The 16045-nt window shown below is 51.5% G+C and carries 11 protein-coding genes; 9 read left to right on the top strand and 2 right to left on the bottom strand.

From position 1 onward, the window contains the following. Window positions 1–152 precede the first annotated feature (152 nt). From R50912_RS31035 to R50912_RS31005, 7 genes are all read left to right on the top strand, one after another. Window positions 153–1073, top strand: coding sequence for a prenyltransferase (locus R50912_RS31035; RefSeq protein ID WP_231637741.1), 921 nt, complete (start codon window positions 153–155; stop codon window positions 1071–1073). Window positions 1074–1111: 38 nt separating this feature from the next. Continuing rightward, on the top strand, window positions 1112–1885 hold the full coding sequence (locus R50912_RS31030) for a DUF6081 family protein (RefSeq protein WP_042140312.1): 774 nt from the start codon (window positions 1112–1114) through the stop codon (window positions 1883–1885). Window positions 1886–1918: 33 nt separating this feature from the next. Next, window positions 1919–2878, top strand: coding sequence for a 1,4-dihydroxy-2-naphthoate polyprenyltransferase (locus tag R50912_RS31025; RefSeq protein ID WP_042240474.1), 960 nt, complete (start codon window positions 1919–1921; stop codon window positions 2876–2878). Window positions 2879–2952: 74 nt separating this feature from the next. Further along, the gene (locus R50912_RS31020) at window positions 2953–3951 is read left to right on the top strand and encodes a Gfo/Idh/MocA family protein (RefSeq protein ID WP_042240470.1); all 999 of its coding nucleotides are present in this window, start codon (window positions 2953–2955) and stop codon (window positions 3949–3951) included. A 372-nt stretch (window positions 3952–4323) separates the two neighbouring features. Further along, entirely contained in the window at window positions 4324–5079 is a 756-nt protein-coding gene (locus R50912_RS31015; protein WP_231637931.1) for an ABC transporter ATP-binding protein, read from the top strand. Next, window positions 5072–6736, top strand: a complete 1665-nt coding sequence (locus tag R50912_RS31010) for a hypothetical protein (protein WP_042240464.1) — start codon at window positions 5072–5074, stop codon at window positions 6734–6736. The genes R50912_RS31015 and R50912_RS31010 overlap by 8 nt, the downstream gene beginning before the upstream one ends. A gap of 226 nt (window positions 6737–6962) precedes the next feature. Further along, window positions 6963–8972 carry a putative bifunctional diguanylate cyclase/phosphodiesterase gene (locus R50912_RS31005; RefSeq protein ID WP_042240462.1) on the top strand — a complete coding sequence of 670 codons (2010 nt, stop codon included), beginning with the start codon at window positions 6963–6965 and terminating at the stop codon, window positions 8970–8972. Window positions 8973–9115: 143 nt separating this feature from the next. On the opposite strand, the gene R50912_RS31000 is transcribed toward R50912_RS31005, so the two are convergent. After that, window positions 9116–10816, bottom strand: a complete 1701-nt coding sequence (locus R50912_RS31000; protein ID WP_042240459.1) for a methyl-accepting chemotaxis protein — start codon at window positions 10814–10816, stop codon at window positions 9116–9118. Between the two features lie 207 nt (window positions 10817–11023). Between R50912_RS31000 and R50912_RS30995 the strand changes: the two genes are divergently transcribed. Next, window positions 11024–11455, top strand: a complete 432-nt coding sequence (locus R50912_RS30995) for a MarR family winged helix-turn-helix transcriptional regulator (RefSeq protein ID WP_042240457.1) — start codon at window positions 11024–11026, stop codon at window positions 11453–11455. Window positions 11456–11555: 100 nt separating this feature from the next. Here R50912_RS30995 and R50912_RS30990 read toward each other — a convergent pair whose 3' ends face one another. Beyond that, window positions 11556–13448, bottom strand: coding sequence for an LTA synthase family protein (locus R50912_RS30990; RefSeq protein WP_042240455.1), 1893 nt, complete (start codon window positions 13446–13448; stop codon window positions 11556–11558). Between the two features lie 252 nt (window positions 13449–13700). Between R50912_RS30990 and R50912_RS30985 the strand changes: the two genes are divergently transcribed. Then, entirely contained in the window at window positions 13701–16010 is a 2310-nt protein-coding gene (locus R50912_RS30985; RefSeq protein WP_042240452.1) for an ATP-dependent DNA helicase, read from the top strand. Window positions 16011–16045 lie beyond the last annotated feature (35 nt).

The raw sequence follows: 16045 nt of genomic DNA, 5'->3' as shown, positions 1-16045 counted from the left end.
TAGACTTAATAGGAAATAAGTACCATCTATAATAGTGTACCACGATTAGGGAATATTTTGCAGCGTAAATCTCCCCAAAGTGTCGAAATTTGATGTATAATAATTTAATGATAATTATTATCAAATAATAATTGAAGGAGATAATCCTTGGCATGATGGAAAAATGGACGATATTTAAGAAAGCCTCACGGTTTGGAGTTATTCCCGTTATGCTTATACCTGTTGTCTTGGGAACAGTCGGGGCATATGTATGGCAGGGAGTATTCCATCCGTTTTTGTTTGTTATAACCTTTGTCGGAGCGGCTGCGGCACACTTATTCTCCAACATGGTGAATGATTTATGGGACTTCCGCAACGGAACCGACACGGAGGCGCATAATACACCTGAGGCCATTTCTACGAATTCCGGTTTCTTGTCCGGAGGAATGATGCGGGAGTCGCTATTTGCGCTTCTGACCTGGGGTCTGCTGGCCGTTGCAGTCGCCTGCGGATTACTGCTTAGCTTGTACAGCGGCTGGGAGATACTATGGTTTGTCGCCGGCGGTGCACTGATCGCTTATTTCTACGTCGCGCCGCCGCTGCGTTTCGGCTACCGCGGCAAGGGCTACAGTGAGCTTGCTATCTTCCTTGCGTTCGGATTGATGCCTGTTCTGGGCGCCTATTTCGTTCAGACCGGGGAATTCAGCCTGAAGCCTGTCCTGCTGTCTCTGCCGATCGGGCTTCTGACAACGCTGCTGCTGTTCAACCACCACTTCCTGCACTGGAGAGCTGACCAGCAGGCCGGCAAGCGTACGCTTGTTGTAGTATGGGGCGAACGCAGAGCATTGATTTTCTCTCATGTGCTGCTCTATACCTCATATGCATCCCTTATTGTTTGTGTACTGCTTGATGTACTGCCGGTGTATGCGCTGCTCGCCTTGCTGACGGCCATTACACCGGTGCATGTCTACCGCAACCTGCAGCCGCAGAATGCATCTGCCGCTTATCTGCCGCTCATGGGCGCCTCACAGCGGGCCTCTGTGCGCTGCGGGTTAATCATGGCGGTGGCACTGCTCATTCAGGGACTGGTCTGAACCGGGAATTTACTACATTACAGAAAGCGGGAAAACCCATGGACAAGAACAAACCAATTAGTGAAGAAGTGCAACCGGCTGAGGTTAAACAAACTGTAATCGGAGATTTTCATACCATTCTGACTGAGGGTAAGGTCTGGAGAACCGGCGGCTTCACGCTGCCTGACGGCTCGTTCTGGGCTTACCGTGAACCGGAAGCTGTAGTGATTGTACGTAATGGATATCTGTATGTGCGGGCTCAGCTGAGTCGCCAGAACGACCATGTGCAGATTCTTGATAACGCCAAGCATATGTATTATTCGGCCCAGCCGGTAGAAGTGCCTGAAGAGGGGGAAATCAGCTTCGAGCTGCAGATCCGTGCCCGTACGCAGGGGACAGCGCCGGGCGATCTGTATGACGGCTATGTTTCGCTGAATTTACTTGATTTCACGACAGGTGCCGCGCTTGATTTCTTCGCCGGCAACGATAAATATGCCAGTGTGTATGGAATTCTGCCGTTTCCGGGTGTAACAGTACCCGAGACCGGAGGAACCAAATACTTCTGCATTTTCACAGAGGATACCGGCTTCAAGGCGCGTGAATTCAATACTTACAAAATCACTTACCACCGGGGTAAAAACGAGGCTGTATTCTTTGTGAACGGTCAAGAGGTGCGCCGCGAGCAGAATGTGCCGGTTAAATTCAACAGCTTCACTATCGCTTTGGGCATTATGACCGAGAAGGATCTGACGCCGGAGGGCAGCGTATCCGCACACGGGCAGACGGTAATTGCAGAATGGTCACCGGTGACCGTTACAACCTCTGCAAAGTAACAGTGCGCATCTAACAGATAAGGATGATTGGCCGTGAATATAAAAATTTTCTTCAAGTTTGTCGAGCTGCCAACGAAGGTAGCCAGTATGCTGCCGCTGCTGCTGGGAACACTCTATGCCTTATACCGGTTCGAGGACTTCTATATCCTGCGCTTCGCGATGATGTTTGTATCGCTCCTCAGCTTCGATATGGCAACAACGGCGATCAATAACTACTATGATTTCAAAAAAGCGGCAAAAACCCACGGCTACGGGTATGAAACCCATAATCCCATCGTCCATTACAAGCTGAAGGAAAGCACGGTGGTGGCGACGATCGTCACCCTCCTTGTACTTGCGGCGGGCGGCGGGATCGCTCTGGTCTCCCAGACGGGACTGATTGTATTTCTGCTCGGCGGATTGTCCTTCCTAATCGGCATCCTGTATTCCTTCGGGCCGATTCCAATCTCGCGGATGCCGCTGGGGGAATTGTTCTCCGGCCTGTTCATGGGTTTCGTCATTATCTTCATCTCGGCATACATTCACTCGGATCAGGCTGTGGTAACCCTCCTGCTTCAGGGGAACTGGATCAGTCTGCACATTAATTTCCTTGAGGTACTGTATCTGTTCTGGTTCTCGGTACCGGCCATCCTCGGAATTGCCGGCATCATGCTGGCTAACAACATCTGCGATATTGAGGATGATATGGATAACCGCAGATATACGCTGCCTGTGTATATCGGACGCAAAAATGCGCTGTTGCTGTTCGAGCTGCTCTACTATGTTTCTTTTATTGATCTGATCGTGCTGGTCCTGCTTGGTGTGCATCCGGTACTGGTGCTTCTGCTCCTGCTGACACTGATTCCGCTGCGCCGCAATATCGCGCGGTTCCAGCAGGAGCAGCATAAAGGTACGACCTTCATTCTGTCCGTCAAGAATTTCATGCTCATGAGCGCGGCAAGAATCATAGTGCTGGGTATAGCTGTTATATGGGTCTCCATATGGCCTGCTTAGAGGTATACCCGATTCTATGATATTGTGTTTATAGGGGATACGCGGAAGAACTTATATAAGGAAGGTGTATAACTATGACACAGAAGCTTCGTTGGGGAATTATGGGCTGCGCGCAGATCGCCACAGGATCAGTAATGCCGGCCATCCAGGAGTCAGAGACCGGAGTGATTACGGCGATCGCCAGCCGGGGGCTTGAGAAGAGCAGCGCTGCTGCGGCCGAGTTCGGTATTGGGAAGGCTTATGGCAGCTATGAAGAACTGCTGGCCGATCCGGATGTCGATGCGGTCTATATTCCGCTACCGAATCATCTGCACTATGAATGGGTGATCCGCGCGGCAGAGGCAGGCAAGCATGTCCTGTGCGAGAAGCCGATTGCCCTGGACAGCCGTGAGGCAACCGGGATGGTGGAGGCTTGCCGGAAGGCGGGAGTTCACTTGGCGGAGGCTTATATGTACCGCCATCATCCGCGGATCACTGAGCTGCAGGAGATCATAGCGGGCGGTGAGATCGGGGAACTGCGTTCCATCCGCGGCACGTTTACCTATAACGGTGTAACGGATACTTCCAATATCCGCTTCAAGTCTGCCTGGGGAGGAGGATCGCTGTATGATGTCGGCTGCTATCCGCTCACAGCGGCGCGGCTGCTGTTCGGTGCAGAGCCGGAGGCCGTAACTGTGCAGGCGCTCTTCTCACCGGAGCATGATAATGTAGACATGATGGCCTCCGGCCTGGTTGAGTTCCCCGGCGGGCGGAGCCTGATCTTCGATTGCGGCATGTGGGCGTATAACCGCCAGCTGCTGGAGGTGCTTGGCACAGAAGGCCGGATCGAAATCCCGATGCCGTTCAACGCCAGGTTCGACGATGCACAGTTCTTCGTGTATGGCAGCAGCGGAGAGCCTCGGCTGGTGGAAGCCTTCGGAGCCAATCCGTACGTGCAGCAGGCGGATCATTTCGCCACAGCGGTCTTCAGCGGCAAGCCCTGGATCGCCGAAGAGGACCCGGTGCTTAATATGAAGCTGATTGAGAGCTGCCTGGAATCTGCCCGGAAACGGGAAAGAATCAGCTTGGTGTAGCCGGCAGGAATCAGCGCTTGCCATTTGCAATCAGGAATAATCATTTTTCCTCAAGAAAAAGGGATACCGCCGCAGGAAGCAGTATCCCTTTTTTGCGTATTTATATAATTACATAAGCAGGCCAATTCATGTATTTTATACAACAATCCTCCGGAACACCACGGTAACACCCAATCAAAGCTGCAATTCGTACAACATTTCTGCCTATGCAGTCATGTGTGTTGCGATAACTCATAGGTAGTAGGTGTTAAAATTTGCTAAAATAGGGACAACAGCTAAAACATAATTTGAAGATGATGGATGTGCATGCCGAAGGGAGAGAGGGTAGTGGGTTATACAGAAGAACCGGTCATTTCAATTGAAGGTCTATGGATGAATTACAGTGACAGAATGGTGCTGCGGGGAATTGACCTGGAGGTATACCGGGGACAGATTATCGGATACATCGGCCCCAATGGCGCCGGCAAAAGTACCACGGTCAAAATCATGCTGGGGCTCGTGGAGGGCTATAGCGGGACGGTGCGCATTTTTGGCAGAGATATCTCAGACGGGGACACGGCCTACAAAAGAAGAATCGGCTATGTGCCGGAGGTGGCGGAGCTATATGACAGCCTGTCTGCCCGGGAATATCTTACTTTTATCGGAGAGCTGTATGGCATGAAGAAGGCGGATGCTGAGCTCAAGGCGGAGAGACTGATGGGCCTGCTGAACCTGGATAAGGCCTACGACATGCGGATTGCCTCCTACTCCAAAGGGATGAAGCAGAAGGTGCTGCTGATTGCCAGCATGCTGCATGACCCGGATATTCTGTTCCTGGATGAGCCGCTCAGCGGTCTGGATGCCAACAGTGTAATGGTGGTGAAGGAGATTTTTGCAACACTTGCGGCAAGGGGCAAAACAATCTTTTATTCGTCGCATATTATGGACGTGGTGGAGAAGATCAGCAGCCGGATTATTCTGCTGGACGGGGGAGATATCGTTGCGGACGGAACCTTCGCGCAGCTGCGGGAGCAGAGCCGGGAGGGCTCGCTTGAGGAGATTTTCAATCAGCTGACCGGATTTGACAAGTACAGGGATATCGCCAGTGAGTTCGTTGCTGTGATTGGAGAGGGTGCGCCGCATGCGTGATTTCTTTGTACTGAAGCTGCTGGACCGGATGCAGTGGATATTTAAGGTCCTCGGAGTCGATTATGCCGTACTGCGCCGCATTCTTCAGGTTAAGCTTACGATGGACGGCCGGCGGACACCAACGATATTCTCCGGATCGCAGGAACCCAAGCTGAATATGGAAGGCTCTCCGTTCCGGGTACAGTGGCTGTATCTGCTGCTCGGGCTGATGCTGATCGCGCTGGTTGTACCTGCAGACAATTATATTCTGACCATGAGCCTGATGTTCAGCATAGTGATGTTCATGATCACAACGACGCTGATATCTGATTTCTCGACAGTCATGCTGGATTTGCGGGACAAAAACATCCTCTTCTCCAAGCCGGTGGACCGCCGGACGCTAAACATGGCCAAAAGCATCCATATTCTGATCTATCTGCTCACGTTAACCCTGACCTTCACCGGCCCCTCGCTTCTGTTCTCGTTATTCCGGCACGGGGCACTGTTCTTCTTCCTGTATGCTGCGGAGATCATTCTGATGGACGGCTTCATTCTGGTGTTTACCGCACTGGTTTATCTGCTGATTTTAAGGTTTTTTGACGGTGAAAAGCTTAAGGACATCATCAATTATGTGCAGATTATTCTGTCCGTTGGTGTAACTGTCGGTGCTCAGCTCGTATCTCGCCTGTTTAATATCACAGAGTTCGGCCTCAGCTTCACTCCTGCGTGGTGGCACTTCGCGCTGCCTCCCGTCTGGTTCGGGGCTCCGTTTGAGCTGCTGGTTGGGGGAGCGGAGGGCAGGCATCTAACTATCCTGGCCGTACTCGCTCTCGCAGCTCCTATCGTGTTGTTTGCAGCCTATATCCGGCTGATGCCGCTGTTTGAACGCAGTCTCCAGAAGCTGGCTGAACAAGGCGCTTCAGGGCAGGGCAACGGGCGGATATCCCGCAGGCTATCAGAGATAACATGCCGGAACAAGGTAGAGGCGATGTTCTTCCGCTTCACCTGGTCGATGATGAAGCACGAGCGCGAATTCAAGCTTAGGGTATATCCAACTGTAGGCTTGTCCCTCGTGCTGCCTTTTATCTTTATCTTCAATCAGGTGTGGAGCGGGGATCTGGCAGCCATCAGAGGCTCCAGATCGTTCCTGTTTATCTATTACAGTGCTCTCCTGATGATGACGGCGGTACAAATGCTCCGCTACTCCACCAGCTATAAAGGCGCATGGATCTATAAAGTAATCCCCCTGCCGGGAACCGCTATGGTGTACCGCGGGATGCTGAAGGCAGTGGTGCTTAAGCTGCTGGTGCCTTTGTTTACTCTGGAGGCAGCTGTGTTCATCGGCTTGTTCGGGTCCAGGATTATTGCTGATATGGCAGCCGTACTGCTTGCGTTGCTGCTGTATTCGGTGCTCTGCTTTCTTCTGTTCCCCAGGGCGCTGCCGTTCTCGGAGAAGTATGAAGCAGCGCGGCGGAAGGAATTCACCGGCAGTGCTTTTGTGCAGCTGTTCGTTCTGGCAGGACTGGCCGGGATACATTATGTATTCACTTTAATTCCTGCGGGAATATACATCTATCTGGTAATTCTGGCAGCTGCAAACGCCTGGATATGGCACCGGGCCTTCCTGCCGGAGGATTCGCGCAGCGGCCGGCTTCCAACCCTTCGGGCGGGGGGCTGAAGCCAAATATGGACATTTTTTGCCGACACTAAAAAAAGGGTCTAAGTTCCAGTATTTACTTAGACAGTCTGCCAAATAAAAGGTAAAATACAGCTAAAGTTATATTTCAGGGATCGCCTATAATCTTTATGCACTCTTCCATTTATCTACTATTCGTATATTGATTTTTAACTTGAGATTAACACTGAAAACGACGATGATAATAAAACCGGTGAAGAGGTCAACTATGGATCAAATGGGAATCCACTATAATATTTGGATTGTTTTACTATCTTTTGCGCTTGCTGCAACTGCGGCATACTCTGCGCTTAATCTGATTTCGCAGGTGTCCCATTCTACTGGCCGAGTCAGGCGCCTTTGGCTGCTCTCTGGTGCCTGCGTGCTGGGAAGCGGAATCTGGGCCATGCATTTTGTAGGCATTATGGCCAGCCATCTCCCTTTCAAGGTCAGCTACCATCCAGGTACAGCTGTTCTGTCCCTGCTCGTCAGTATGTTGTCCTGTTATGCGGCACTCCAGATAGCGACGGCTTCCCGCCAGAGATTGTGGCGGTTTCTTATTGGGGGTGTAATACTGGGCGGCGGTATCTCAATCATGCATTATATCGGAATGTCCTCCATGGAAATGGAGGTAAAGGTTCATTACGAAATTAAGGAACAGGCCTTGTCTGTTCTGATTGCTCTGCTGGCCTCCTACATCGGAGTATTTATGTTTCGCAAATTCAAGGATTATAGAGGATTTAGCCGCTGGAAGCTGTATTCAGCGTTGATCATCGCCCTTGCGGTTACCGGAATGCATTATACCAGTCTGTCAACCAGCCATCTGCAGTATGATAACTGGCTGGGCACGAACCCTGCACTCATGGAGGCAGATGTCATTCTGCTGACCGGCATTTCGCTGGTTACCCTGCTTATGCTGGCACTCTCCGGCGGAGCTGTTTTTCTGGACAGGCATGTCCTGGAGCGTATGGCTTACCATGATCCGCTTACTGAACTGCCGAACCGGCACGGACTGGAGCGTTATTTCAAGGATGATTTCTTCGGAGGGATCTCGGGAGCCGTGTTCTTCGTTGACTTGGACCGCTTCAAATCCATTAATGATACGCTCGGACATGATATCGGCGACCTGCTGCTGCGGGAAGTATCCGAACGGCTGACCTGCTGTGTGGGCGGGAAAGGCAAGGTCTTCCGGCTCGGCGGCGATGAATTCCTGATTGCCCTGCCCGATTGTACGATTGGAGCAGCGGAGGAAGAAGCGCAGCATATTCTGCAGGAGCTTAAGAAGTCTTATAGCATCGAAGGCAATGAACTGTATGTAACCGCCAGCTTAGGGATCAGCATGACTCCCGCGCATGGAACGGACCGTTCGGCGCTAATGAAGGCTGCAGATACAGCCCTGTATACTTCCAAGGACTCGGGCAAGAACAAGTTCAGTGTGTTCGATCTGGAAATGAACCGTCATCAGGTACGGCGGATGTCGCTGGAGAAGGATCTGCGTAAGGCGCTGGCCCGATCGGAGTTCATGGTTGTCTACCAGCCGAAGTGGGATTCACTGATGAATGTTACCGTAGGTCTTGAAGCCCTGCTGCGCTGGAGACATCCGGAGCATGGAATTATCTCTCCGGCTGAATTCATTCCAATTGCCGAGGAGACGGGCCTGATTGTGCCGATTACCTACTGGATGCTCCATGATGTATGCGGACAGAATATGCTCTGGCATAAGGCGAAGGTGGCGAATGTAGCGGTTTCGATCAACATGTCAGCCCGGATGTTTGAGAACGGCAGTCTGTACGATGTGGTGGAAGAAGCACTGTCGCGTGCTGGTCTGGAGCCGCATTTCCTTGAACTTGAGATTACAGAGTCCATTGCGATGAACAACATGGAAGAAACGGTTGCCCAGCTCTCCAAGCTGCGTAATCTCGGAGTAAGAGTCTCGCTGGATGATTTCGGAACAGGCTTCTCTTCCCTGGGCAATCTGGATGAGATTCCGGTCAATACACTGAAGATTGATCAGGTATTCATCCGTAAGAGCAAGATGCACTCCAAGAAAGCAATTATCAGTAATATCATTGCCATAGCCAGCAATCTTAATATGGAGGTTGTTGCCGAAGGCGTAGAGACTACAGAGCAGATTGAACTGCTGCAATCCCTGGGCTGTAGAGTGATGCAGGGCTTCTACTACGGCCGGCCGATGCCGGTCAATGAACTGGGCCAATGGTTCATAGAGAATACGGCATAATGTATGCCGATTCATTCGAAATAAAAGGCTGTCCCGGCCGTGGAGCATTCCACGTTCGGGACAGCCTTTTTTTGAAAGAGAAGAATTTATATTCCCGGGTCCCCGGATAGTACCTGAATAATCTCGGAAGCCAAGGTCCCGCTTCATGGGGCGATTTTGAAGTTCTCGACCAATACCTGCAGCTTCTCGGCGAGGGAGGAGAGGAACGCTGCGGAGGATTCTACTTCCTCCATGGCGGCAAGCTGTTCCTGGGAAGTGGCCGATAAGGTCTCTGCACCTTCAGCAGTCTGGTTAGAGACGTCTACAATCTTCTGGATAGCAGTTACAAGGCCGTCGGAGATCAGCGCAAGCTCACGGACGGTTGCCGAGATCTGCTGGCTCTGCGAAGACATATCGGAGACGGAGGTCTCGATCTCTGAGAAGGAATGTCCGGCAGCGATGATCATCTCTTTGCCTTGATGCATCTCTTCCGTGGAACGTTTCATAGTCTCTCCGGCTTTGTCCATCTGATTCACAATGAGACTGACCAGTTCACCGATCTGACCGGCAGACTTCGCCGAACGTTCAGCCAGCTTGCGGACAGAGCCTGCCACAACGGCGAATCCCCGGCCTTCCTCCCCGGCACGGGCCGCTTCAATGGCTGCATTCAGGGATAACAGATTTGTTTCTTCGGCAATACTGGCAATCGTACCGACAATATTCTCGATCTCCTTGGAATGGCTGCCAAGCGTTTGAATAATGCCGGAAAGATCGGAGATGCTTACGCTCACAATCTCCATCTGGGATGTGGTCAAATCCATAGACTCCCGGCCTGTCCGGGCTTTCTGGGCATTAACGGCGGCATTGTTCATCGCGCTATCCGCATTGTCGGCGATTTCGGTAATGAAATGCGACATTTCCTGTACGGCTTTGTAGCTGCCTTCGAGATTCTGCAGTTGCGTATGTGCACCGTCTGCCAATTCGAGGGTAACATTGACGCTGTGTTCCCCGGCGCGGTTGGTCTCCTGCGCGCTGGCGGAGAGCTCCTGGGAGGAGGAGGCGACCAGCATCGAGGTATCATTAACCTGTGTAATCAGATTACGCAGATTCAGGGTCATTTCATTGAAATCGCCCGACAGCTTCCCGATCTCATCTCTGCTCTTGAGGAGTAGAGGTTCCCGGCTAAGATCACCTTTGGCTACGGTGTTTACGGAAGCGGACAGTTTGGTGAGCGGGTTCACCATCCGGCGAATCATCAGATATGCGGCAAATATGGCCACAATGAGAATCGAGCTCCCGATAATGAAGGGCTGAGTAATAATATCCATTGTCCGCGTCTGAATCAGCGGGCCGTCAAAGTTAATAGCCATCAAGGCAATGATTGGTTTGGTAGGGTCATGGTCCTGATAAATGGGGCCGTAGCCGGTTTTAAGCGAGGTTCCTTGATATGTATATACTTTGGAGTATGCGGAATGCTTCATGGTGGTAATCATTTCTTTATCTTCATCGGAGAAATAGAAGGGATCTCCGGCTTTATAACCTCGTTCTTTGAACCGGGCATCAGCGGCCAGCACTTTGCCGTCGAGCGAGAGGATGAACGCTTCTTTAAAAATAGGTTTATGTTCATTAATCCAGCCTATGCGGTCCTCAATGGCACTTAACTTGCTAGTATCGCCTGCAGCCAGAGCGGCTATATCGGCGGGATCAATGAGGCCGGTAGTTATATTGGCGCAGCCTACCAGTTCAATTCCTGCGGCTTCATCGATTTGCTTGTAAGCAGCATTATAACCGAAAAAGCCAATGGATGATCCGACCAGAAGCAGTACAATCAGCATCATCCACGTTAATTTTGTTGCCAATTTCATAAAAATGATCACCAGCCCTGACTCTAAGTATATTAAGTGAGTTCTTATCACTGCTACGATTATAGCGCATCGCTGATGCCAAGGCATCAGCCAGAATAAAGTATTTTTGTGTCGGAGAATGATGATTTGTGTAAACGAAAAGCATTGAATCTGTAGCCAAGATAATGGTACGCTTGGAATAAGACAAACGGACTGGGAGCTGAAGGGATGACGCAAGATATCAATCCGTTGATCGAACGCGTGGGCATATCCATGTGGAAGGTGCAACGCAAAATAATGTCGCAGATGTCCCTGCATAAGGAATTAGGGTTAACGGTTCCGCAATTTGGACTGTTGCATATGATCGCTCAGGAGAAACAGGCACGGGTTATTCAGCTGGCCGATAAAATGGAGGTGAAATCCAGTGCGGTCACGGTAATGCTGGACCGTCTGGAACTGCTGGAGCTGATTGCGCGCGTTCCCGATGAGAACGACCGCCGGGCGGTAATCGTGACGATAACGGGTAAGGGGCAAGGAGTTCTGGAAGAAGCGCAACACCGGTCGATGCTGCTGCTGGAAGAGCATTTATCCATACTTGAGCCAGAAGAGCTCGAGAATTTCGCACACTATTATTTGCTGCTGGAGAAGCAGGAACGATAATCCTTGAACAGTGATAGCAGCCATGGAGTATATACAATAAGCCAGCCCCCTAATTTCGGGAGGCTGGCTTATTTCTGTAGGTTCTATGACAGACTCAGAACTATTCTTCAGCCGGTTCTTTGTCCGGCAGCTGTGTAACATAGCTGTCCGACAACTGGCGCAGCCGTAAGGCACGGGTATATTCATCCTCGGTGCCGGCCGGAGCATGACCGCCGCTCGCAAGCGGATATTGTGTATTATCCTCAAAGCTGTTGCCGGGAATCAGCAGGCCGGAGCTGGCGATAAACGAGCCAGTAGGCAGATAATACCGCTGAGGCAGCAGATTGTAAGACTGGCTGAGCAAATCCTGGCCGAAATGAATATTGTTATCCATCGATACACCCAGCAGGCTGGCAGCAGTAGGCATAATATCCACTTCTCCGCCCACCTGCTCAAGTGTCTGCGCCGCCAATCCCTTGCCGTGAACGAGCAGCGGGATATTCAGCATATTCGCATAGGCATAATCATAGCCGTAGATTTCCTTCATTAATTCCTTATCGTCGTGATCAAGCGAGTAGATGGGCAGTCCCATATGGTCGCCGTAGACCATAATCAGGCTGTTATCCCATATTCCGTCCGCCTTCAGTTCATCCACGAATTGCCCGAAGGCATAGTCAGCATAATTCTGCGACCGGATATAGTCTCCGACGAACGTGCCTTCATAACGTTCAGGCAGCTTCATTTTGTACTTTTCTGCAGGGATAGTGAACGGATGATGCGCAGACATGGAGATCACCTGTGCGTAGAATGGCTGTCCCCCGTCTTTCATTTCCTTCAGCTTATCAGCAGTTTTGCTGTAGAGCATTTCATCGGAAGCCCCGAAGAAGAAGGTGTCCTCGTCCCCGAAGAACTTGTGATCGTAATAATGCTCCCAGCCCAGTGAGCTGTATAGCTCGCCGCGGTTCCAGAATTCCACATCATTCGTATGGAAGGTGGCTGTCTGATATCCGTTGGCCTGCAGCAGACGCGGCAGACTTGGCACTTCCTTATCCACATAAGACATTGTAGCTGCACCCTGCGGAGGAATGTAGAAGGATGAGTTAACTACGAATTCTGCATCTGAAGTATTGCCCTGGCCGACCATCTGATAGAAGTTGTTGAAATACAGGCTGTCTTCCATCAGGCGGTTCAGATTAGGTGTGATTTCCTGTCCGTCTATCTTAAGGCCCATCAGGAAAGTCTGAAAGGACTCCAGTTGGATAATAATCAGATTCTTGCCCTTGGCAGCCCCGGCATACGGGGATACTGCTGAAGAATCAATTCCCTTAAGCTGATTAATGGTGTCCTGCGTAATCTCGCTGGCATTTACAAGCTCTGGTTTATCTTGAGCAAAGATAGTATATGCTTCATAATTAAGGATACCCATTTCCTGGGCCTTCTTGATCTCGTTCATGCTTGCTTTGTTGGGAAGAATATTGAACAGGCAGAGTCCGAGTGAAACAGCGAACAGGACGACATGCAGCATTCTTCCGTTGTGGCGGTTGATGGTATCCTTCTTGTAATTGCGTCCGTTCTTGTTAATGAAGAAGTAGAAGCCAAGGACGATAATGTCGGTGAAGATCAGCAGATAATAAGGGTCCATGAGTGAGAATACACTGTTGCGCACCGCAGTGACCTGGTTCACCTGCTCTGCCGCATGGTAAGTGACAATAACCCCGTAATATTTGAAGTACATAATAGCGGCAAAAAAGATGGCGGTAACCAGCAGATTAACCGTCATATAATATCCGAGTTTCCGTTTGGAGGCAAAACGCTCAATCAGGAAGAAAAGTGCCCAGACAAAAGGGATTTCAGTCAGTACCGATTTCCAGAACTGCAGGTCTTCAAAAATGACACCCCAGGCTAAAAGGCTTTTAAGGACGAAAATAATAGAGAAGAACACAAATGGCTTGAGCAACCATCGTTTGATCGTTACGGATGACACAGCTTCGCCTTCTTTCTTAAGAATAAACATGTTTCCCGGCTGGGAGGAAACAGCAGCATGAGGACAAAAGAATACCATTATCAATAAAGCCTATTATGCAGCGCCAGGCAAGGAATGTCAAAAATCAGAAACCGCCGTATACCCTTTGGGGAAAGCGTAAAATCAATCCTGAATGAATCCAAGGGCCGGTAATGCCCTCAGGCAGGCTTAAATCCTTGATAACGGACGAAAATGACATCTGAGTCAAAAGAATAAACCGGGAATTAATGGAGGTGTTGCAAGATGAGCTATGCAGAAATCGCGTTGTCCGTGAGGGCACTGGTGGAATATGCCTTCAGCAGCGGCAGTCTGGAGCCGGGATTCCGCAGCGGTACGGCTATGGTGGAGGGTACGCGCAGCCATCAGCTGATTCAGAAGCAATATAAGGAAGCGGACCGCAAAGAGGTATATTTAAAAACGGAGATTCCGCATGGGGATCTGCTGTTCATCATCGACGGGCGTTGCGACGGCCTGCTTGCAGCCGGGGACGGCAGCCTGACTGTGGAGGAGATCAAATCCATCGCCGGAACGCCGGATTCCGCCTTGGAAGGACGGGAGGTACACTGGGCACAGGCTTTCATGTATGCCTATATCCTCACGCAGGATCTGGATCTCCAGGCAATACAGGTTAAGTTAACCTATGTGCAGCGGGGAAGTGAGGAGCAGTACAGCCTATACAGGGAAATGACCCGCGAAGAGCTGACAGCCTTTGCTGAAGAGACGGTAGCCAAGTATGCGCCATATGCTGAAATGATGGTCCGCTACAAGGCGAAGAGGGGAGAGAGCATCCATAGCTTGTCGTTTCCGTTCTCGGGTTACCGGCCCGGCCAGCGTCATTTCGCTGCTGCAGTCTACACTTCGATTGCAGAGGGGGCCAATCTCTTCGCGCAGGCACCCACAGGCATCGGCAAAACGATGTCCACCCTTTTCCCGGCGGTCAAAGCCCTTGGAGAGGATAAGGTGTCCGGCATCTTCTATCTGACCGCCAAGACAGTTACACGGATTGCGGCACAGGAGGCGGTGATGATGCTGAACAGCCGGGGGCTGCATCTGCATGTGATTACGCTTACGGCCAAGGAGAAGGCGTGTTTCCGTGAGGATGGAAGCTGCGGCGCGGATTCCTGTCCTTTTGCCGAAGGCTACTATGACCGGATCAATGCCGCCATGCTCGATATGCTGGAGCACGAAATGCTGATGACGCGCGAGATCATTGCCGCGTATGCCCGAAAGCATGAGGTGTGCCCGTTCGAATTCTCCCTGGATGCTGCCTACGCCTGCGACATTGTTATCTGCGATTATAACTATATCTATGATCCCCGGATCAGCCTGAAGCGGCTGTCCGAGGAGCGGAAGAAAAAAACTGTGCTGCTTGTGGATGAAGCGCACAATCTGGTAGACCGGGGGCGGGAGATGTACTCCGCCTCGCTGACCAAGGCGCCGTTCCTGGCACTTCAGCGGCAGTACAAAACAGTGAATCCGCGGCTAAGCAGCGCGGCGAGGGCCGTAAATGCCTTCTTCATTGCGCTGCGTAAAAGCTGCGGGGACAAGGGGGCTGGAGAATGGAAGGAGTATCACGCAGAGCTGCCGGAGCTGCTCGAGCTTTTCGCTTCCGAAGCCGAACTGGAGCTGCTGCATTCTTCCTCACTGATCACTCCGCCGGCGGAGGGGGAAGCCGGCAGTCTGCTGGATACGTACTATGCGGTGCAGGGGATGCTGCGTACGTTCAAGACCTATGATGAGCGTTACATGACCTATGCGGAAGTGCGCAGCGGTGATGTGTACCTGAAGCTGTTCAATCTCGATCCGTCGCATTTGCTGCAGCAGATGGGTGGGAGCTTCCGCAGCCAAATCCTGTTCTCTGCCACGCTCTCGCCGCTCTCCTATTACAGGGATATGATCGGCGCAGATGAGGAGGACTATAGCCTGAGCCTGTCCTCGCCTTTTCATAAAGAGCAGTGGCAGGTATCTGTGCTTCCGGTATCCACCCGCTACCATGACCGGGACGCCTCCTTACAGCCGCTTAGCGATGCACTGAAAGGGATGGTCTCAAGGAAAGGGAATTACCTGGTCTTCTTCCCCTCTTATCTCTATTTGAAGAATGTATATGAAGTGTTCACTGAGAAATACCCTGAAGTCGCTACCCTGCTGCAGGGCAGCGGGATGAGCGAGACCGAGCGGGAGAACTTCCTTGCAGCGTTCCGCCCGGACAATCCGGATACCCTGCTCGGCTTTGCTGTGCTGGGCGGGATTTTCTCCGAAGGGGTGGATTTGCCGGGTGACCGGCTGAATGGTGTGATGGTGGTCGGGGTCGGCCTGCCGCAGGTAGGGCTGGAGCGCAATCTGCTGCGGAGCTACTTTCAAGCGCAGGGCAAGAACGGATTCGATTACGCCTATGTCTACCCGGGCATGTGCAAGGTGCAGCAGGCAGGGGGCCGGCTGATCCGCAGCGAGAACGACAGCGGCATTATTGTGCTGGCGGATGACCGTTTTCTCCAGAGTTCTTACCGGCAACTGCTCCCCGAGGAGTGGCGGGACTACTTTGTCATGGCATAAGCGGGTATAATCGAATGAAAAGGCATTCATAGACA

Source organism: Paenibacillus sp. FSL R5-0912, assembly GCF_000758605.1.
Lineage (GTDB): Bacteria > Bacillota > Bacilli > Paenibacillales > Paenibacillaceae > Paenibacillus_AQ.
The sequence above is the reverse complement of the archived record's forward strand: the minus strand, read 5'-3'. Positions and strand labels throughout refer to the sequence as shown.

Excerpts from the sequence above, each read along its gene's own strand:
- R50912_RS31035 (WP_231637741.1), top strand. The coding sequence starts at position 153 with ATGATGGAAAAATGGACGATATTTAAGAAAGCCTCACGGTTTGGAGTT.
- R50912_RS31030 (WP_042140312.1), top strand. The coding sequence starts at position 1,112 with ATGGACAAGAACAAACCAATTAGTGAAGAAGTGCAACCGGCTGAGGTT.
- R50912_RS31020 (WP_042240470.1), top strand. The coding sequence starts at position 2,953 with ATGACACAGAAGCTTCGTTGGGGAATTATGGGCTGCGCGCAGATCGCC.
- R50912_RS31015 (WP_231637931.1), top strand. The coding sequence starts at position 4,324 with ATGAATTACAGTGACAGAATGGTGCTGCGGGGAATTGACCTGGAGGTA.
- R50912_RS31010 (WP_042240464.1), top strand. The coding sequence starts at position 5,072 with ATGCGTGATTTCTTTGTACTGAAGCTGCTGGACCGGATGCAGTGGATA.
- R50912_RS31005 (WP_042240462.1), top strand. The coding sequence starts at position 6,963 with ATGGATCAAATGGGAATCCACTATAATATTTGGATTGTTTTACTATCT.
- R50912_RS31000 (WP_042240459.1), bottom strand. The coding sequence starts at position 10,816 with ATGAAATTGGCAACAAAATTAACGTGGATGATGCTGATTGTACTGCTT.
- R50912_RS30995 (WP_042240457.1), top strand. The coding sequence starts at position 11,024 with ATGACGCAAGATATCAATCCGTTGATCGAACGCGTGGGCATATCCATG.
- R50912_RS30990 (WP_042240455.1), bottom strand. The coding sequence starts at position 13,448 with ATGTTTATTCTTAAGAAAGAAGGCGAAGCTGTGTCATCCGTAACGATC.
- R50912_RS30985 (WP_042240452.1), top strand. The coding sequence starts at position 13,701 with ATGAGCTATGCAGAAATCGCGTTGTCCGTGAGGGCACTGGTGGAATAT.